Raw genomic sequence first — 20,868 nt, forward strand, 5'->3', positions numbered from 1 at the left:
TCATAGCCACTAAAGCTAAGGAGCTCTAAGGTGAAAAAATTTAAGCTAGCGGCTATACGTATTATCACTGCCGCCATTTTAACCACAATTAGCATTTATGTGTTCGCGCCTTGGGAATTCGGGCTCTATTACCTAAAATCGACACCAGATACGATAGAGCAAGAGCTAGCGAATGCTGTAGACGAACGATTAGATGGAATTATCGTATACGTTGATAGAAACGGCGAGCCGCCTGAATACTATGCCGAAGGTTATCACAATCGCGATGCTAAAACGCCTGCTGACCCCCAAGCATTGTTTAAAATAGCAAGTATTGCAAAGCTTTATGATGCGTCGGCAATAGTAAAACTTGTAGCTAACAAAACGCTGTCATTGGAAAAAACGCTTGTTGACTATATGCCAGAGTTAAGCGAACGTATCCAATACGCCGACAAAATTACACTTCGCATGATGATTCAACACCGAAGTGGCATTCCGAATTTTACTGATGTTCAAGGATTTGACTGGAGCAAATCAAACATCGATGGTTTAGCGTTGATTCTTGATAAGCCAGCTGACTTTAAGCCAGACACTGACTACAGCTACTCAAATACAAATTACCTACTGTTGCATAAGATCATGACAAAAATGCTTGGTTACGACTACGGGCAATTTATAAAGCAAGAAATGTTATTTCCCTTGGGTATTGCGGATACTTTTATGTCGGTAAATGAGGTTAACCAAGACAGGATGATGAGTGGTTATTACATTGGATATCCAGATGATTTCAAATATCTAGACCAAGGTATGGTCGCATCAGCAGAAGCCGTAGGGAAATTTATTAGGGTGCTCAATGACGGTTCCTTGTTTACCGAAGATGAAGCCGAGATTTATAAAGGGCTTTATGAGTATCAGCACGATGGCTGGGTATTAGGTTACTGGAGTCGTGCCCGCTATTATGCCGATATTGACACCGTTGTTGTTCAGTTTGTTAATACAACTGGTGATGACACTTTGCTTCTTTCTCAAATCGTTCACAATCGAATTATTGATATCATACGCAAAAGGTAAAGCACCCGAGTAAAATTTATAGTGTCACAATTATGAGAATTAGATACTTTCGATCAAAAGAGCTTTCCGAACTCGATCGCAGGGATCTGTGCACTACATATCAATCATTCCCCACCTTTTGAAATGCAACCTCTCTCTGTTAGAAAAAGTCAATTAAAAAACAATAAGTTAAATTGCTCACATGAAGCTAAAGATTTAACTGGTTCCATTTGGTGCTAGCGCAAATTTAGTCAATAAAATGATTTTATGCTGTGAGTTTTTTGTCATTGCTGCGATTCATTATTTTAGTTTTTAAAATTTAGTTAATTTGGAAAGTTAAATGAAAAAAAATTATCGCAAGATTTTAGTTATTACATTCGCTTTGTTGAGTGCTTTTTTTGGTGGTTCTTACCTGTTGGTAAATTCGGACTCTCCGACATTTAAAGCGTCGACTAATATGACAATGACTGCAAAGGAGCTCCAAGATTTAGGATTTGAACAACCTTATAGTTTTCGAGAACATGTATTTTCATTAGTAGATGGAGGTCAAATATATGCGAGAAGATTTGGCGAAGAATCTTCGAATTTGACCATTTTGGTTATTCATGGAGTTTTGTCAGATGGGTTTACATACAACAAATTCTCAGGTCTTCTGAATGAGGCAACTCTAGCGGAAGTCGTTACGGTGGATTTACGTGGGCATGGACTTTCTTCTGGAACTAAAGGGCATATTGATTATATCGACCAATATGCGGATGACGTAAATGACATTATCGAAGCAATAAAACAAGAAAAGCCAGAAGGAAAAGTCATTGTAGCGGGTCATTCAATGGGCGCTGGCATTACGTTGAGAAATGCAATAAAAAATGAACCCAAATGGGATGCCTTGTTAATGATTGCACCTTTATTGGGTCAGGACTCTCCTACTCTAAATAAGGCATCAGCTTCTAGCGAAGAAGCATTTATGAAAGTTCATTTGCAGAGAATTATCGGCTTGGCACTGTTAAACACTGTGGGTATTAGTACTTGGAATGACTTGCCTGTACTTTTTTTCAACGTACCTAAAGAGTCTCCTTTATCTACCTATAGTTTTAACGCAAGTGCAAGTATGTCCCCTGAAAGTCATGAATTAGGCTTACAAGCCATCAAGGTCCCTTTTTTTACCGTGGTAGGCAATCAAGACGAAGCCTTTAACACAAGTGCATTCGAAGCCACATTAGAACCCTATCAAAATGGCGACTTGAAAATAGTTGATGGCGAAACTCACAATGGCATTAGACACAACCAAGAAACGATGCTGGCAATTAAAAACTGGTTAGTTGAACAAGGGTTATTGGTAAAAAATTAATTTGATAAAATTGTGAGATTTATTTTGTAGCTGCGAATAATTAGGTAAACAGGTTTTGTTAGCGACTACTTAGTGGCTATGATTAGGTGCTACTGCGTTGCGATTTATAAAATAATGTCAACTCAGGCACACCAAGAATTGAAATTATTTTCAGTTAGCAAACCATTTACACAAGGTTATTTATAAGTGCAATTTTTAAAAAAGAGTGAAATGAGCGGTGATAAGCATGAGCTGTATCTAGAAATCATAGAAAAGCATAAAGGCATTATTTTCAAAATCACTCGCTCTTACTGCAAAAATGAGTTTGATAGAGAAGACTTAACTCAAGAAATTCTCGCTCAAATTTGGCGATCTTTAGATACTTACGATGACGCTTTTAAAATTACCACATGGATGTATCGCGTGGCACTCAATGTTGCAATTTCATTTTACAGAAAGGATAAATCAGCCGCCTACAAGCATACTGAAATGGAAGACAAACTACTCAGTTACGACATGGAGCGAGAGAGTGAAAATGAACAGAGTTTGATTGAACTATATGAGTTTATTAACGAACTGAACGATATAGATAAGGCGGTATTATTGATGTACTTAGAAGGCGAAAATCAGTCTGAAATTGCCGCCAATTTAAATATCACAGTTTCAAATGTTTCAACCAAAATTAGTCGAATCAAACAGAAACTAAAGCAAAGAGGTAATTAGATATGAATTTAGAGCAAATGCAATCTATGTGGCAAGAACATAGTGAAAAGTTAGACGAGTGTATGAGCCTTAATAAAAAACTACTGCAAGAAAAGAAGATAGAAAGTAAAAAAAGTCAATTAAACAAGCTTTTAGCAACGAGAGCAGTTGAAGGTTTATTATTTTTTGTTATCGTCGTTTTACTGTGGAAATATATCGTTTCGTCATGGAGTTTTACAGCTCCTGTCGTATCAGCCTTTATATTAAATATATTTGCTATTGTCGGGTTAGCTGGGAATATTGGTCAAATAGCGCTGTTGAGTAAAGTAGACTTCTCCATGCCTGTTAAAAAAACGTTGACTGATCTTATTGCAGTCAGAACACACAATTTGAATATTTTTAAGCTAATAATGCTATCCATTCCATTATATATGGCTTATGTATTTTTAGGTTATGACATAGTTTTTGGCGTTGACTTATTTTCACTTATGTCTGTTGAAACAAAAATTGGATTTTCTGTTATGTCAATTACCTTTACCGGACTGGTTGTATTCTTAATAAGTAAGCTAAAACCAGAAAATAGAGATAACAAGTTAATTGCTTGGCTTCATAAGGAAATATCAGGCCGCAGGTTAACGCATCTGTTAGACCAGTTCGACAATATGGAAAAAGACTAAGTGGTAGAAACGGGTTAGCTGATTAAATTTCAATATATATTATCAATGGAGGAAATTATGAGTAGTTCAGTAATTGGGGGTGTGGTAGTTGTTCTTATCGTTGTGATAATTACTATAGCAGCATCAAAACGTAAAAAATGATTCTTGTTATTCAGTTTTGCTGTTCAAAATTACTTAACAAGTAAATCAAAAAGGAGCACGCAAAGCTTGGCTTAACTCATGTATACCGTGGATTTTAGCCGAGTTTAAGTGCCCGTTATTTCGGCGTTGGTATGAATTTCGTTGACTTATATGGAATAGTGGGAGATTGGTAAATTTTGAATGAGAGTGTAATAAACTGGGTTGGTTTAACAATACAAGTATTCGGCCTATTGTTGGTGACGGTTGAGCTCTATTTACCTAAATTAGCGGAACGTTTGAAAGTATTCTTTGAAACAATTCAATTTCGCTTCGTTGGTAGGCCCGCGACGAGACAAGACTGGCATGGGGTAGCCATTGGATTTTATATTGCTATTTGGGTGATCTCTGTTGCTATAGTTTCAATTGTGGAACCTTCGATGAGTATCGTCGCCAACGTAGCATTTACAGTTTTTACTATATTCCTTGGCGTTGTGGCCTTTATTAGTAAGGTTTTTGTAAGACTTGGAATTGTTCTAGGTAGGGGAAATGCTATCGGAGGTGTAGGTCTTGTTTTAGCTTTAATCGGTTTTACGATCGAAATATCTAAAATGGTGCTTACTTAACCATAACCGCCAAAAAAAACTTACAGCGAATCATTACCTTCATTTGGTTTTCTTGCCAATCCCCAATAGGGCATATTAAGTTGTGGACTGTTGCTTGCGATATTGACCTGGCGTAACCCCTGTAAATTCCTTAAATGCTCTGGTAAACGGAGCAGCTGAAGAAAAACCACTTTCAATTCCAACAACAAGTACAGGCCAATCTAGCTTGTCAGGTGCACACAAAATATTTTTAGCATACTCTACACGCATCCCGTTAATATAATGGTTGAAGTTTTTGGCATTAAAGTGATTTTGCATAATGGCACGAATACGATACTCTGGGACATCTATCTCACGAGCAATATCAGCAACGCGTAAATTAGGTTCTAAAAAGCGCTTATTTTCAATCAATAGCGTGTGAATTTTCTCAGCCAAAATAGCCTCTTCCTTAGTAACTGAGTCAGAAGCTTTTTCTAGTTGACCAAATTGATGCTGGCGAAAGCAAATGAGCCCATGTGAAATTGATAAAATCAACGTGTAAGCAAAAACCACAAGCCAATCTCGCCCTGTTCCATCCGATAACTCTTTTGGTAGCGCAGCAGCAATTAACATAACACTTACAATGCCTGTCATGAGAGCAGATAAGTAAACAACTGACACTTTACGCTGTGTAGCAGTAGCATGCTTTAACCCCCTGTAGCCTTCCCAGAAAGCAAGAATTAGCATACCTGAAGATAAGAGAGTGATTGCCTCGGATAAGATCGTATTTACAACTGAAAGCCAGTCTGTATTGGCCAACCACATTTTTTCAGTAAAACGGAAAAGATGTCTTAACGTTAAAAATATAGCAAGGAGACCAACGAACAAAAGGTGATGCTGATTAATGGGGTTGGATTTTCGGAAAAAAGCTCTAGCAAACAACCAGTAGCCGCTGCAAGTAGCAAAACCAAAAATTCCGATTAAATGATGGTAGGGTGACCAGTAGTCAGCTGTATATATATATGCCATATGCATTGAAGAGGAAGCACAAAAAAATGCGAAAGCCAAATGCAGAACATGCTTATCTCGACGTTTAAAATGAATAGTTGCTAGTCCAATACATAACAACACAACCCATAATTGCAAAATCTTTAGCAGTTCCAATGCATATCCCCTTTTCAACTAATAAGTAATTTTACATTACTTATATAATTTTTCGATGAGATTGTTCGATTTTGTCTTTTTCGTGGATCAAATTTGAAATTCGAGTCTTCTCAAGCCTTTGTACATGGCAGCATAGTGATGAATTTTGAAATTGAGGAATGATTATGAAAAGCAATTCAGTTATTGATATTGAAATAGAAAATGGTGCGCCAATAGTGCCACTTTGGAAAACTTGGGGACTCAGAATATTCTTTGCTGGATTAGTGTTTGTCATCGGGAAATGGCAGTTGATGTCTATTTTAGGGGGGCCTTATGAATGGACATCATGGCGAGGAGTCGGACATTCGCTGCTATTTGCACTTGCTTTATTGGCTATTGGGGGCATGTTTCGCCCACTAACTTTTCTACCAGTCATGCTGTTTGAAATCGTTTGGAAGGCAGTCTGGTTGGCTGCTGTGGCGTTACCATTATGGATGGCAGGAGAGCAAATTCCGGGCGTCGTAAGTGTAAAAGGATCGATAATTGGAAGCTGCTTAATTGCTATTTGTATTCCTTGGAAATACGTTTGGTGGAAATATTTTCAGCAGCCAATAGAGCCATGGAAGCGAAAAAAGCAACATAGTAATACCCAATCATGACTTTTGTATATAGTTTAGCTGGAATACTTATGGCTAGGTACATGCGTTACTTTTATTCAAAACATGTATTAAACGATTAGCATATCGGTTAACTGCGAATTTCAAAAATTAGGAGTTTATATGCGATTAGCAAATAAAATCGCGCTTATTACTGGGACTGCAAGAGGTATTGGTGAAGTACACAAACATGCATCTTAGCTAAACATGGTCGAATCGACTTTGTTAATTAACAACGCCGGTATTACGGGCTTTGCAGAAACCAGCGGTTCACACGATCCAGAGCACCTAGATTTTGCTAGTTGACGAAAGGTAAATGAAGTAAACCTTGATGGTGTCGTATTAGGTTGCCAAGCTGCTATAAAATAAAATTCATAATTATTGTGAGATTTATCGTTGTACTGCGAATAATTCATAAAACCAATTTGGGTTATTCGGTTTACCAATTTAACAATTTATACATAGCAAACTTTTGCTTAATGGAGTTATTTATGAAATATACTATTTTCACTTTGTTCGTATTGTTTACAGTAAGTGCAAACAGCGCTAATAAAGGTCAAGTCTTTACTGCTCAGCCACAAATAGCTGACTACCAAGTTGGAGAAAGGTGGGTGTGGAAATTTAAAGGGGTTACAGACCAAGGTGTAGTTAGATCAGAAGGCCATGATGTTAGGCAAGTGATAGAAGACAACGGAGTTTTAAGCGTAAAAAGTCAGTACGGCGCAATCCCTGTTTCGGACATCGTTAAACCAGAAACAAGTGAAACGCCTCGATTTAAGTGGCCGCTAGTAGTCGGTAAAACGTGGACCTATGAAAATCATTGGAAGAGTGACGACGGAACCACGGGTAAAACAGTTCAGAAAGCAAAGGTACTTCATTATAAAGAAGAGACGGTTGGCGCTGGCAAGTTTATGGCTTATACCATTTCTTACAAAGGAAAAATCAGTAACTCAAGGGGATACAATGCAGATTCTGAAGAGATATACGTATACTCACCAGAAGTGAAAAAATTTATTAAACTGACGCAAATACAGGATGATTACCGTTACGTAGAAGAGTTGGTGGAATATACTAAACCTTAGTCTTTTTAGTATTACTGGTCAGGTAGTGCTTGAATTTAAAGATAATTGCGTAATAAGTGTAAAATAATGATACTAATAAACTTATTCAACTTAATACTCTTTATTTCATAGTTGTCAGGTACTTATTTTTAATCTATTGAGAGCCAAGCAGTAAAGCCTCCATAATTATTTAAACTATTAAATCACTAACTCGATGTTGATGAACGCCATAAAACTGATTTTATTGACGATTAGCTTAATTATTTGCTTATTTAATTTATCAGCAAATGATCGTGTTGAACTCAATATCCAATTACCTATCTTTCAGCTTGAAGACAACGTTGTAAAGATAGAAAAGACAGTTACGCAAACTTCTCGCGCAAGCCTATTTCGCCACAGTAAGCAACAGGCCCGTAGGATTTTCTCCGAAACAATCCATGAGCTCGTTGTTTCGTATAAAGTAGATGAATATTTTTATTCTGAACCCATTCATTCCAACTGGTTCGATACTGCGGCATCCCCTACTTATCGAACCAGCCAATGGAAGAAAAGCATCGGCCCGTATCGGCAACTCGCACTTATAGGATAATTTCTCTTTTTTAGTATTGAAGAAACCTCAACCTAAATAATTAAAAGAGAATATTTATGAAAAATCTATTTTGTCGATGGCTTACGAAAGCCGTATATCTGTGCTTTATTGTTTTTAGTACTCTTGCTTATAGCGATACCAGGTTATCAGCAACACAGGTCAATGAACTAATAAACCAAACCTTAGTAGTCTTCTCCGAAAACTACATTGATGCTAACGCTACTCAATATGTAAGTTCAGTCATCAGTTCTCGATTGGAACAGGGCGTATATAAAGACATCACCACACTGGCTGAGTTTGCTGAAGTTGTTGGTCGTGATATACGCAATATTTCAGGTGACGTGCACATTAGCTTAATGGTACAAAACCCTAATGAACCATTAACACATATCCTTCCTTCAAAGAGTGGCCGGCTTTCATATAATCATGCTTTTGAAGAAGTAAAATATATATTTGGAAATATTGGCTATTTAAAACTTAATAAGTTTCACCCAGCTGAAAATGCGCTTAGAACGGCAGATATTGCATTGTCTTTTCTGCAAAACAGTGATGGTTTAATTATTGACTTGCGAGATACTATTGGTGGCTCTCCTAAGCTAGTGCAACACATGCTCAGCTATTTTTTCGACTCAGGTACAATGCTCTGGACGGTTGAAAAAAGAGATAACTCACTCAATGATATCATTACCGTTAAAACAACACCTGTTCACAAGCGTTTTAAGAAAGACTTTCCTGTTTGGCTGTTAACTAGCCAAACTACAGCAAGTGCTTCCGAATTATTCGCAGGCGTTTTACAAGATAGAGGTAAGGCTAAAGTTATTGGCGGCGTAACTGCTGGAGCAGGCTTTTACGTTGGAGTAAGAAAGATTACAGATGAGCTAACATTTCGTATCTCTTTGGCTAAACCGACTTTACCTATTTCAGGGGAGAACTGGGAAAAGAAAGGAATCCAGCCAGATTTTCATACAGACCCTATTGATGCATTTGATGCTGCATTTGCTAAATCTTTAGGTGCTAAATAAATCTAAAAATAGCCCAAGTAATATCTTGGGCTATTTATAAGGTAGCATTAAGGTTTTTAAATTAGATAGAACTTATTAGCTTTACCGTAATTAATGAAAGTTAGCCGCTAAAACTAAAAAGGAAGATGTTGTACTTCTTATGGCTCACCGTCAAAGTATATTCAACCCAAATACATCTTTCACTCGATGAAGTAAAGTGTTGGTTTTACTTTTTGAGATCTCACTTCCTGCTCGCAATATTTCAATAAGCTGTGCCTTGTCATTCAAGTAAAACTCCCTATGCTCTCGAATTGGTTTCAACAATTCTTGCAGGCATTCTTCAAGTATTTTCTTTGTTGTACCATCACCAAGACCACCACGTTGGTATGACTCTTTAAGTTGATTAACATACTCCTGGTCTGGGTAGAACGCATCTAGATAAGTAAATACAATATTCCCATCAACGTTACCTGGATCTTCAATTCTTAGGTGGCTTGGGTCGGTGTACATACTATGAACAGCGGTCCTTATCTCTTTTTCAGTAGCACCGAGGTTAATGGCGTTACCCATTGTCTTACTCATTTTATTTTTGCCGTCAGTGCTCGGTAGTCGTGAAGCATTGCTTAACAATGGTTTGCACTCATTGAGCACAAACTTACCTGCCAATGAATTAATTTTTCTAACAATTTCGTTCGTTTGCTCAAGCATTGGAAGCTGATCGTCACCAACAGGAACTAATGTAGCATTAAATGCTGTAATATCAGCGGCTTGAGAAATTGGATACGTTAAGAAACCAGCGGGGACAGAGCGATTAAAACCTTTGCTTTTTATCTCGCTTTTTACAGTTGGATTGCGCTCAAGTCTTGAAATGGTTACTAAGTTACTATAATACATTGTTAGCTCAGCAAGAGCAGGTAGCTGTGATTGCATGCAAATAGTAGTTTTCAGAGGGTCTATTCCAACAGCTAAGTAGTCAGCTACTACATTTAATATGTTGGATGACACTTTTGATGGCTTATGTGCATTGTCAGTCAGTCCCTGAATATCAGCGACAAGGATTGTTTGGTCGTGTTCATTTTGTAAAGATACACGTTTCTTCAGCGAGCCAACATAATGGCCTAGATGAAGAGGACCAGTCGCTCTGTCGCCAGTAAGGATGGTTTCTCGTGTAGTGTTTGTTTGATTGTTCATGAAATATCTCCGAGTGAATAAAATGTGCTACTGGAGATATAAAGAACATACATACTCAGCTACCTTCCAGCAGCAAAAGAATGTACGAATTCCGTGCCGCTCAGAGTGAGCGCCACCAATTAGAAAAAATTGTATTAAGAAGTATCGTGTTCATGGTCGAAGCGTAACAAAGTAGACGGTGAGACTCAATCAATTCCGGGGAAAGAAATGTAAATTCCAATATTGTTTGGCATTACACTACCTAGTCATTTTGTCAAAGAATCATATCAATTATGAACATTTACGATGACGTATTCTGGTGCAGTAAAGAGTTAATTAATCGTGCTTATTGTTGCACTAACTGTTTAGTGTTAAATAAGTTTGACTGCCTCTTGTTCGCTCATTTCTGACTTTAATAAGCCACAATGACTTCAAATTTAGCTCGTTCAATATAAGAGTTACTCGTATATTAAGTTGATAAGAAAATTATCCCTTACACTCTATATTTTCTATGATAGAAACTAATTGATTATTGGTGACCTAAATTTCATACCACATTTCAGTTCAAGTCAGAGAAGGGCCACCACTTAAATTGATCAATATCAGCAAGTTAAAAACTCCAATTAAGTGTCGGATTTTTTTACAACAATGTAACACCTGCTTATCCACCCTCACATAAATCATTGAATTAATGATAAAAATAAAAAGGGAGTAATAATTGCATATAAACAAATTAACAAAAAATTAACACTTGTTATCCTTAAAACCAAAATAATAACTTTAGAGATGCAATATATGTTTACGTCAAAAACATCATTACTTACCAGCGCAGTTTTAAGCGCAATGTTAGCCACTTCAACGGTTAACGCAACGACCATTGCTTTAGATTATGAACCAAGCCAGTTTGCTGATGCTAAAGGGCAGCAAGCGTTAGCAGGCTTTCAGGAAGCTGCTACTTTTTGGGAAAGTATGTTCACTGACAGTGTCACGGTAAACTTGACAATAGCCTTTGATTCACTTGGCGATGGCATCTTAGGTGGAGCCAGCTCAACAAGAACAGTGCAGTCTTACCATAATACTGGTTTTCAATTAATTAACGATGCGACTTCAGTTGCAGATGCAATCGCTACGGATAACCTTCAATGTGCCACTCAAGGCGAATCATTTTGTGGAATGACTTTCTTAGATACCGAACAAGATGTTAATGGCAATGATATCACTGAGCATGATTTTGACGGCTCTAATGATAATTTTTATTTAGATATGACCCAAGCAAACGCAAAAGCGTTAGGTTTTACCACAGACTTATTTGGTAACCCATTCTCAGCAACGGATGCTTATATCACTTTTAGTAATACGTTTGCATTTGATTTTGACCCAAGCGACGGCGTTGATGCTGATAAATGGGACTTTGTTGGTGTCGCTATTCATGAAATTGGACATGCATTAGGTTTTGTCAGTGGTGTTGATACATATGATAGATATAACGATAACGATCCAAACCCAAATTATGCATTCGATTTAGATGGCTATGCAATTGCCTCAACGCTAGATATTTTTCGCTATTCTGAAGAAAGCTATCAAACTGGTAAGGGGGTAAAAGATTTTCGTGCAGGGGGAAACAGCTATTTCTCAATTGATGGTGGTGAAACTAACTATGCGCCATTTTCAACAGGAAGAGTGACCGGTGATGGCCAACAAGCTAGTCATTGGAAAGATCATTTAGATATTGGTGCTTTAGATCCAACAGCAGCCGCAGGGGAATTTGTTGATGTGACTGGTTTCGATATACTAGCATTTGATGTTATTGGTTGGGATTTACGTTCAGCTACGACAACTGTGCCTGAACCTTCTAGCATCGCATTATTTGGTTTAGCAACACTAAGCTTAGTAGCTTCGCGTTCACGTCGCAGAAAAAGTTAATAATCATTCGCTTTTCTTAAAAAGATATTAGGGTGTGTTGACCTTTCGAGGTTAAATTTTGTTCAAAATAAAAGCCATTTATTCAAGGCGTGAGTTAAGTAGCGTGGTTGTTCCATGTAAATAGCGAACAACGAATTAAAAAATGGCTTTTAATTGAACCTTTAGGGCAACGTTTGTTTGTCATTTCTACTGCATTTTTGCTCATTGAGTTGAAATAACCACATAACATTCGCAATGCTTTGTATAAATACCAAACAAACAGTTGCAAAAATCATCGCGAAAGATCAACATGCCCTAAATAAAAAACGCTAGGAAATAACTTTTCTAGCGTTTTTTTATTATTAATTTTAAATTTTAATCATGTCTTTACAGCTAACGTTGAAACGATAAAACCCCTACTTTTCCATCAGCTCCAGCAGCAACAAAAACGAACCTATCTGAAGCAAGCGTATAAAAGCCCTTATCACCTGCTGGCACATTTTTATTTTGATAAACTTGCCAATGCTTACCAGCATTAAAAGACACATCAATTCCTGTTTTACCGGTTGCTATACAAATATTCCCCTGACAACTCATTGCTGTTCTCAAACCATTTTCACCTGAGTTGACTGAAACCCACACGTCATTGTCTAATCTTGCCATATTGGCATATTGTTTAGGCCGCTGTTGATAATCACCTCCTAAGACAAAAGGTTCACCTTTATGATTCAACGCTAAACCATAGCCGCCAGCCGTTTGAGTTTCTTGATACAAGGGCACACTATATCGAAGCCAAGATTCGCCATAATCTTCACTCACATAAACCGATGAAGAAAAACCACCCGTTGTAAGATAAGCTTTACCATTTTCTCCGACAATCAAAGTATTACCACTGGCGGCAAATGCGGCTTCTTTATCTAATATTGGTGGTAATTTATTTTTAGCAATTCTCTGCCATGTTTTTCCGCCATCACGTGTCTTTTTAACAACATAATAACCATCCACAGGATCCCCTAATAACAACCCCTGATTGTTATCCCAAAAGGCTATTGAATCAAAAAAACCTTGTTCATCAGTATTTTGATAAAGTAAATGCCAGTTTTCTCCACCATCTACCGTTTTATATAACCGAGATGATTGTCCATTTCCAACCCCCATCACAATTGCTGTTTGATGATCAAATAGCGCTATATCTCTAAAGTCAGTAATAACGGATGCATTAACGGATTTATCTTGCCAAGTAACACCACCATCTTGACTGACAAACACACTATTATTGCTACCTGTTACCCATAATGACTTTTCAATAATGGCGGCACCTCGCAGCGAAGGGCTCCCCTTCATGGTCATATATTGCCATTGCGGTAAATCAATCGACATAGTCGCAAAGGCGGAGTAATTAGAGATACTAAATAAAAGTATAAGGAGTGACGATAAAATACGATTCATATTCTTGTTATTGTTACCGATTAGTTTTCTATTCATTTTCATCGCTTTATGTGAAGTTAATGACCATTTAACTATTCAATAAATCACCAAAAATAACAACACATTCCCGAATAAAAAAGCCAGCATCTCCTCTATAAAGCAACCTTAAGTTTGTGATTAATGCCCATTATCGTTGTATGTTGGCAAGATTTAAGCGATAGTTAATAAATTGATTTTACCAGTAAGTTAATAAACTCAAAAAATATATACCATTAAAATGCTAACTATTGATGAAAAAGTAATTGCAGATATCGGTCGTGGATTCGCCGTACCAGCACAGCCAGAGTTGTTGTTAAAACTACAAAAGCTTATGGCAGAGAATGAACCAGATATTAACGTAATAGCAGACACTATCTCTCAGGATGTTGCTGTTTCTGCAACGGTACTTAAAACCATCAACTCGCCGGTTTATGGCTTAGCTCGCTCTATTGCAGATATTCACAAAGCCGTTCGTTACATCGGCGTCAACGGAATAATATCATTAGTAACTAACACGTTAATTCGAAAAAGTTTTAATCAAAATGATTGCGGTATTGCTTTAGAAGAGTTTTGGACCAATGCCAGCAATATTGCCAATACCAATGTATTTATTGGCAAAGCTATCAAACAGCCACTTTCAGCTGATAAATTATTTTCAATCGGCTTATTTCATGATTGCGGCATTCCAGTGATGGCAATGAAGTATTCTGATTACACGGAAACCTATGAACATGCGATGAAAACACCTAGCGAAACATTAACATCTATTGAAGAAAGTGTTTATCAGGTGAACCACGCCACTTTAGGTTATTATGTTGCCTCGTCTTGGCGCTTACCAAAAGACATCTGTCAATTGATTCTCTGCCATCATGACAGAACATTCCTTGATATTTTAACTAACCAACCCGAGCAGTATTACTTTGCCACGCTAAAAATGGCAGAAAATATCGTGCATAACCATAAACACTTTCGAGACGCCGCTGATTGGCCTTACTTAAAAGATTCAATTTTCACTTTATTAGATATTGATGAAGAAGATTATCAAGATTTATTTGAAGACAGTGCAGAATTTCAAGATTAATTTATGACGACCTTAACTTAAAAACATCTAGTAATTATTTCAAAAAAACTAGTCATTACTTTAAAAACAGACGCTTAATATAAAACAACCGCTCACTAATTCAATAATCTGATTACGAAAAGTGAGCAAGAAATATTTAAGTATCAATTGGCAGTAGTTTTTTAATACCTCCACCATCTAAACCTACATAAATGAATCCATCTACACCTTGCATTAAGCTGCGTACTCGTCCTAAATTATTGAATAATTTAAACTGTTGCTCCACTTTATTATCAGTAACACTTACTGCAACAATATAGCCAAACTTCATTGAACCTAATAAAAGCTTCCCTTTCAATTGAGGGTATTTATCTGAGGTAATATAAATCATCGCCGATGGTGCTATTGAAGGAAGCCAATATAGCGCTGGATTTGCCATGCCTTTTTTTTCAGTCAATTCAGTAAATGTAGTACCACTGTAATTCACCCCGTAACTCACAACTGGCCAACCGTAGTTTTTCCCCGCAGAAATGACATTTATTTCATCACCGCCTTTAGGGCCATGTTCATGTGACCATAAGACACCTGTTGATGTATCAAACGCTAAGCCTTGTGGGTTTCTATGACCATATGAAAACACTGCAGTTGTTTTACCATTTTCATCCAAAAATGGATTATCAGAAGGGATGCTGCCATCTTTGTGTAGTCGATAAATTTTACCGCCATCTTTCTTTAAATCTTGAGGATTTTCATCTCGCCTGCCCCTATCGCCGATAGAGAAATACACATAGCCTTTTTCATCAAAAGCGATACGGCTGCCATAGTGTTGGCCTTTAGTAGAGTTCACTTTACCTTTATACAAACGTGTTTGATTTGATAACGACATTGTTGCAAGGTTGAGCTTTGCTCTCATTAATGCGGTATTACTTCCTCGTCCATCACCTGAGTCATCCGCATAGGTAAAATATAGCCACGAATTATTAATAAAGTCAGGATCTAGCGCTAAATCTAACAGCCCGCCTTGACCATTGTTGTCTATTTTAGGCAGCCCCTGGATCGATTTATCTAGTAACTTACCTTGATGAATTACGCGCAACTCACCACGACGTTCTGAAACTAATATATCTTGGTTGGGCAATTGCACCATGCCCCAAGGAATATCAAAACCATCGTTCACATCAGCTAATTTATACTTTCCAAAAAACGCTGTTGTATTTAAAGGATGAGAATCAAAAGCATGGCTAACACTGACATAGCCCGTCAGACTTAAAGCCATGATTACGAGTACACTATTTACTAATTTAGACATAAACAAATTCATACTTTTCGTCATATATTTAATTCTCTAATATTGGCGATTGAGCCTTTTTAGGTTTATTAAAAACCTTCCGAAGATCTTCTTTTATCAAATAAAGTGAAGGAATTAAAAACAGCGTAATTAATGTTGCAAAAACAATACCGAAGCCTAATGATATTGCCATTGGGATAATAAACTGTGCTTGTAAACTTTGTTCAAAGTAAAGCGGAAAAATACCAAAAAAAGTGGTTAACGATGTTAACAATATTGCTCTAAATCTTTGTGTGCCCGCTTGCATAACAATTTCAATCATTCGCAAACCACTACCTTTTGCTTTGTTTATAAAATCAACCATAATCAAACTGTCATTAACCACAACCCCGGTTAAAGCAATAAAGCCAAACATCGACATCATGTTAATAGTTTTTCCTAAAACAAAATGGCCAAAAATGGCACCAATAATACCAAAAGGAATCACTGACATTATTACGATAGGTTGCACATATGACTTTGTTGGAATAGCGATTAAACCATAAATTAAAAACAACGCACCTATAGCCGCAAAACCGAGTTGACCTAAAAAGTCTTGTTGATCTTTACTCGCTCCTTCAACACCATATTGAACCGAAGGATAATCTGCTAATATATTTGGAATAGCCTCGTTATTCATTTCTGAAACTACTTTACGAGATTCTACTTTTTCACTATCAATATCCGCGGATATTTTAATTGAACGTTTTTGATTTATCCTGGTAATGCTTGAAAATCCTCGTCCTATTTGAATATCAGCCACTTGATAAAATGGTACTTGAGCACCGCTTGGCGTTCTGATCCACATATCTTCTAAATCAGCCACAGATAAACGGTCTTCCTCTGGATAACGCACCATCACCTTGAGCTCATCTCGACCTCGTTGGATGCGTTGCGCTTCATCACCATAAAAGGCTTGTCGTACTTGTTTAGCAAGGTCTGCTAGCGTTAAACCTAATACTTCCGCTTCTGGTTTTATCGCTAATTTAATTTCTTGGCTACCACGACTAAACGAATGACGGATATCATAAACACCGTCGTAACTTTCTAATTTAGCCTGAATAGCCTCAGCCGCAAGTTCTAACTCTTGGTCGTTCTTGCCGGTTAATTGAAACTCTATTGCCGCTCCACCACCGGCATTGGTGCCCGCAAAAAAGCGAAGTTCTTTCGTACCCGGGATTTCACCTATTTCATCACGCCATAATTTTTCAATTTCATAGGCATTTAAATCACGATTTTCTGATTTAACTAGCTCTAACAAAAATGTTGCCTGCGTGTTTCCGCTAGTAAAAACCATAGTATGTTTAATGAAAGAATTACCATTAAACTTGTTTTTTTCTGCAATAGTTTCAACAGCTTTATTCACTCGCTCAATCGCATCATTTCTTTTTTGCGGCGCAGTGCCATCAACCATAATGATTTGCCCTTGAATAAAATCACTTGGAATATTCGGGAATACTTCTACTTTTACAAATGAGCCAGAAATCAGCCCAATAGATAAGATTAAAATTGCGACAAAAGTTGCCATAGTGTTGTATCGGGCAATCAGTGTCTTTTCTAAAAAAGGTTTATATGTATGATGAATAAAATGATCTAATTTCTCTTTGAAACGCATTTGAAAACGCTCAAGTCGGTTGGTATTGTCATTGGTTAATGGAACATATTTCATGTGGGCTAAATGAGCGGGCAATATCCATTTAGACTCAATTAATGAAAATAATAAGCAAAAGCCAACCACGATAGTAATTGACCTAAAAAACGCCGCAAACGTGGCATCAATAAAGAGTAATGGAGCAAATGCCGCAATAGTTGTTAAAACACCAAACGTTGCAGGCATAGCAACCCGCATTGTACCGCGAATAATATTATCGGTTGAATGACCATATTGTTGAATTTCAGCATACGCACTCTCACCTATGACGATGGCATCATCAACCACCACACCAAGCACCATAATAAAGGCAAATAAACTCAGCATGTTAATAGAAACAGACCACTCGCCTAATAATGGCATCATTAGAAAGGCACCAAAAAAACTGATTGGAATACCCAACATTACCCAAAAAGCGATTTTGATTCGTAAAAATAAAGCCAGTACGAGAAAAACCAAAAATGCCCCGAGTAGCATATTTGAGATCATCATATCGAGTCGGGCAGAAAGGTAATAAGAAGCATCACCCCAAACACTTAATTTGGCACCTTGTGGTAAATTTTTATTTTTTTCAGCAACATACTTTCTTACTTCGGCAGCAATCTCTAAGTCGTTTTGATCACCTGTTGACTGCACCATAATGCTTGATGTTGGTTCACCATCAAAAACCGCAAAGCCCTGTACTTCAACAAAACCATCAATAATATTAGCAACATCAGACAATATTAATCGCGTGCCATTAGGTTCTGTTCTTAACACCAAATTTGCATACTCAACGCCGGTGTATGCTTGCCCTTGGGTACGAACAAGTATATCCCCACCTGTGGTTTTTATCGTTCCACCCGGCATATCAATAGACGAACGCCTAACTGCCTGAGTAATCTCATCAAACGTTAATTGATATTGCTGTAATTTTTCTTCTGAAACTTCGATGCTAATTTCATAGTTGCGGCTACCAACAATCTCTGCACTGTTTACACTGGAAAGTGCCATCACTTCATCACGAATATTTTGCGCCATGGTTTGTCTAGCACGCCTTTCCATAGGGCCACTAATAGACAACCACATCACTTGTCCTTTGAACTCTTGCTTGGTGATGATAGGTTTTTCTGTTTGGGCAGGGAAAGTGGTTATCGCATCAACCTGCATTTGAACTTCATCAAGCTTTTCTGCCATTGAATAGCCTGACTGCAATTCAATAGTAACAACACCCATGCCTTCATTTGCAATTGCAGTGATACGTTTGATCCCTTCAATATCTTCAAGGGACTCTTCAATTTTTAATATTACCGCTTGCTCCACTTCTTCTGGTGCAGCACCTAAGTGAGGCACCATAACCTGAATACTATTAGGGTTAAATTCAGGAAACATTTTTTTGTTGATGCTTTGATAAGAGGTAAAACCTGCCAATAAAATAAAAATCATCAACAAATTTGCTGCGACACTATTTCGAGTGAACCAAGCAATAATACCAGTGAGTTTTTCTGAAGATTGAGTCATTAGCTTTCACCTATCACTTCAGTATTTTCTTGTGGTACTGTTTCTTTTAAAGCATCTTCATTATTATTTTTTTGCTCGCCGGCAACCCGTAAAGACATACCCTCAACAGGCATTTCTAGCATAGTAGTGATTAAACGATGTCCAGTAGGTAAGTCATTTAGACTATAAACAAAGCTCGCATCTGTACGCAAAAGTTCTATTTTCTGAATATGAAGTTTATTAGTCGTATCAAGCGTATAAATAGTATCAGCGCCATGAAGTGCATCACGAGGAATTGATAATACCCCCTCAACCGTTTTCCCTTGAATATCGGCATGAATAAAAGCACCCATCCTTATTTCTTGATGTGGATTATTACTAAGTAATGCATAAGGATCATCAATTTGCGCAACAATGTAATGAACGCGAGATTTACTATCGACCACACCTTCATAACGAGTAATTTTTGCTGGCCAATGTGTTACCTTGCCATCTAAATCAAACTGAATATCCACAAGGGCTGTTTTGGCTTGTTCTTGGTTAATTTTAGGTAAGTTTAAGAATGAAACATCTCGTTGCTTTATTGGTAACCTAACTTCGGCGTAATCAATAGCAAATGTTTTCGCGATAGTCGTGCCCATACTAACAAACTGACCAATATCAACATGCTTTTCTTGTAACATTGCATCATAAGGAGCCGTAATTTTTGTTCGCGCTAATTTTATTTCTGCTGATTGCAAATTAGCTTGAGCTGCTTTTAAATCAGCTTCCGCTTTTTGTAAATTGGGAATACGTAGAGCTAATACAGGCGCATTATCTAAGGATTCACCACTTAACAACCATTCAGCTTCAGCCTGCTCTGCTCGTGCTTTTTGTTCAACGAGATTTGCTTTGGCATTCGCTAAATTGGCTTGTGCTTGAATCAAAGCAATTTTGTAATCGACATCATCTAAAGCGAGTAACTGTTCTCCTTTCAAAAAGTAGCCCCCTACTTTAAACTTTTCAGACACACTAACTACTTTTCCGGAAACCTCAGCAATTAGATTGGTTTCAGTACGCGGGAGAATATTCCCCTGTGATGGGATGACAAAAGTAACACTTTCTTTTTTAAGGCTTTCTACTTCAACTAAAGGCGCCTTATGAACAATCGGTTTTTTTTCAGGTTTTGGCGCAAGAGCACTGACTATAATTAATAAAATTATCGCAGCAAAAATAATAGCGAAAGGTGTTAATACATAACGTAAAGGCACCATACGACGCTCAGTATTACTAGAAGGTTTTTTATTAAACATGTAAGTATCTCAATTTGAAAGGATCAAGCTATTATTATACTAGTAGGATAAAATTCAATAACTATTTGAAAAAATTAGTTTAAACTTTGTAAAGAAAGTTAAACCTTTGTAAATTTTGCCCACGACAATAATAACGTTCGAAAATCTTCTACACCACAAGATGAACTATCTTGACCGTCAAAGTTCATTCCATCTTCACTGAACTCCTCTGGTAATTTTTCTTCACCATTAAGTAATGCATTGGCTTGGATATGGACATCTTCTTGATTAACCACTAATGAATACTCATGACCTGTGATCAATTTTTCTTGACACTTTCCTGACTCTACCAAGTCAATCGCCGTCAAAATCTCTTCAAGTTTTGCTGTATTTTGTCCTAATTCAATTTCCAACCAAGGACCTACAATTTGATGTTCTAATGAAAATTTAGCTTTTGCGCCACCGGTTATTGCATCATGAATAAATTCGTATTCCATAAACACCTCAGAAAAATAAATGACAGAACACAGTAATAAAGTGAATGTTCAGCCTTAATTATAGAAGAAAATGACGACTGAAGTGACTTAATTCAACATAGTTTAGCCAGATTATCGAATTTAAATTATAATGAATGAGACAAGCAACAAAGGTGGTA

17 protein-coding genes are annotated in these 20,868 nt (G+C 37.2%); 10 read left to right on the forward strand and 7 right to left on the reverse strand.

Annotated features, from left to right (window positions below; translation table 11 throughout):
* Positions 1-30: 30 nt before the first annotated feature.
* The 5 genes from Q4493_RS02370 to Q4493_RS02390 all read left to right on the forward strand — a co-directional run bounded on the left by Q4493_RS02370 (position 31) and on the right by Q4493_RS02390 (position 4,478).
* On the forward strand, positions 31-1,050 hold the full coding sequence (locus Q4493_RS02370) for a serine hydrolase (protein ID WP_303449139.1): 1,020 nt from the start codon (positions 31-33) through the stop codon (positions 1,048-1,050).
* Positions 1,051-1,369: 319 nt separating this feature from the next.
* Positions 1,370-2,377 carry an alpha/beta hydrolase gene (locus Q4493_RS02375; RefSeq protein WP_303449141.1) on the forward strand — a complete coding sequence of 336 codons (1,008 nt, stop codon included), beginning with the start codon at positions 1,370-1,372 and terminating at the stop codon, positions 2,375-2,377.
* Between the two features lie 210 nt (positions 2,378-2,587).
* Positions 2,588-3,079, forward strand: a complete 492-nt coding sequence (locus Q4493_RS02380; RefSeq protein ID WP_303449143.1) for an RNA polymerase sigma factor — start codon at positions 2,588-2,590, stop codon at positions 3,077-3,079.
* 2 nt (positions 3,080-3,081) lie between these two features.
* Positions 3,082-3,735 carry a hypothetical protein gene (locus Q4493_RS02385; RefSeq protein WP_303449145.1) on the forward strand — a complete coding sequence of 218 codons (654 nt, stop codon included), beginning with the start codon at positions 3,082-3,084 and terminating at the stop codon, positions 3,733-3,735.
* A gap of 317 nt (positions 3,736-4,052) precedes the next feature.
* Positions 4,053-4,478, forward strand: coding sequence for a hypothetical protein (locus tag Q4493_RS02390; RefSeq protein WP_303449146.1), 426 nt, complete (start codon positions 4,053-4,055; stop codon positions 4,476-4,478).
* A 75-nt stretch (positions 4,479-4,553) separates the two neighbouring features.
* Here the strand turns inward: Q4493_RS02390 and Q4493_RS02395 are convergent, their stop codons facing one another.
* The gene (locus Q4493_RS02395) at positions 4,554-5,600 is read right to left on the reverse strand and encodes an AraC family transcriptional regulator (RefSeq protein ID WP_303449147.1); all 1,047 of its coding nucleotides are present in this window, start codon (positions 5,598-5,600) and stop codon (positions 4,554-4,556) included.
* Positions 5,601-5,764: 164 nt separating this feature from the next.
* Between Q4493_RS02395 and Q4493_RS02400 the strand changes: the two genes are divergently transcribed.
* From Q4493_RS02400 to Q4493_RS02410, 3 genes are all read left to right on the forward strand, one after another.
* Entirely contained in the window at positions 5,765-6,238 is a 474-nt protein-coding gene (locus Q4493_RS02400) for a hypothetical protein (protein WP_303449148.1), read from the forward strand.
* Positions 6,239-6,726: 488 nt separating this feature from the next.
* Entirely contained in the window at positions 6,727-7,317 is a 591-nt protein-coding gene (locus Q4493_RS02405; protein WP_303449149.1) for a hypothetical protein, read from the forward strand.
* Between the two features lie 624 nt (positions 7,318-7,941).
* Positions 7,942-8,907, forward strand: a complete 966-nt coding sequence (locus Q4493_RS02410) for a S41 family peptidase (protein WP_303449150.1) — start codon at positions 7,942-7,944, stop codon at positions 8,905-8,907.
* A gap of 150 nt (positions 8,908-9,057) precedes the next feature.
* Here Q4493_RS02410 and trpS read toward each other — a convergent pair whose 3' ends face one another.
* Entirely contained in the window at positions 9,058-10,077 is a 1,020-nt protein-coding gene (gene trpS / locus Q4493_RS02415) for a tryptophan--tRNA ligase (protein ID WP_303449151.1), read from the reverse strand.
* A 774-nt stretch (positions 10,078-10,851) separates the two neighbouring features.
* Here trpS and Q4493_RS02420 point away from each other — a divergent pair.
* Positions 10,852-11,979: an NF038122 family metalloprotease gene (locus tag Q4493_RS02420; RefSeq protein ID WP_303449152.1), complete on the forward strand. Its 1,128-nt coding sequence runs from the start codon at positions 10,852-10,854 to the stop codon at positions 11,977-11,979.
* A gap of 372 nt (positions 11,980-12,351) precedes the next feature.
* Here Q4493_RS02420 and Q4493_RS02425 read toward each other — a convergent pair whose 3' ends face one another.
* Positions 12,352-13,443 (reverse strand): YCF48-related protein, encoded by a 1,092-nt coding sequence (locus tag Q4493_RS02425; protein ID WP_303449153.1) that lies wholly within the window; start codon positions 13,441-13,443, stop codon positions 12,352-12,354.
* Between the two features lie 220 nt (positions 13,444-13,663).
* Here Q4493_RS02425 and Q4493_RS02430 point away from each other — a divergent pair, with 220 nt between their 5' ends.
* Positions 13,664-14,506 carry an HDOD domain-containing protein gene (locus Q4493_RS02430; RefSeq protein ID WP_303449154.1) on the forward strand — a complete coding sequence of 281 codons (843 nt, stop codon included), beginning with the start codon at positions 13,664-13,666 and terminating at the stop codon, positions 14,504-14,506.
* 136 nt (positions 14,507-14,642) lie between these two features.
* Here Q4493_RS02430 and Q4493_RS02435 read toward each other — a convergent pair whose 3' ends face one another.
* From Q4493_RS02435 to Q4493_RS02450, 4 genes are all read right to left on the reverse strand, one after another.
* Entirely contained in the window at positions 14,643-15,794 is a 1,152-nt protein-coding gene (locus Q4493_RS02435; RefSeq protein ID WP_303449156.1) for a PQQ-dependent sugar dehydrogenase, read from the reverse strand.
* A 28-nt stretch (positions 15,795-15,822) separates the two neighbouring features.
* The gene (locus tag Q4493_RS02440; RefSeq protein ID WP_303449157.1) at positions 15,823-18,963 is read right to left on the reverse strand and encodes an efflux RND transporter permease subunit; all 3,141 of its coding nucleotides are present in this window, start codon (positions 18,961-18,963) and stop codon (positions 15,823-15,825) included.
* A complete protein-coding gene (locus Q4493_RS02445; protein WP_303449158.1) occupies positions 18,963-20,234 on the reverse strand; it encodes an efflux RND transporter periplasmic adaptor subunit in 1,272 nt (423 codons plus the stop codon). The genes Q4493_RS02440 and Q4493_RS02445 overlap by 1 nt, the downstream gene beginning before the upstream one ends.
* Before the next feature lie 98 nt (positions 20,235-20,332).
* A complete protein-coding gene (locus tag Q4493_RS02450) occupies positions 20,333-20,710 on the reverse strand; it encodes a YacL family protein (RefSeq protein ID WP_303449159.1) in 378 nt (125 codons plus the stop codon).
* Between the last annotated feature and the right edge of the window lie 158 nt (positions 20,711-20,868).

The sequence above is a fragment of the Colwellia sp. 1_MG-2023 genome, from assembly GCF_030546755.1.
Lineage (GTDB): Bacteria > Pseudomonadota > Gammaproteobacteria > Enterobacterales > Alteromonadaceae > Thalassotalea_H.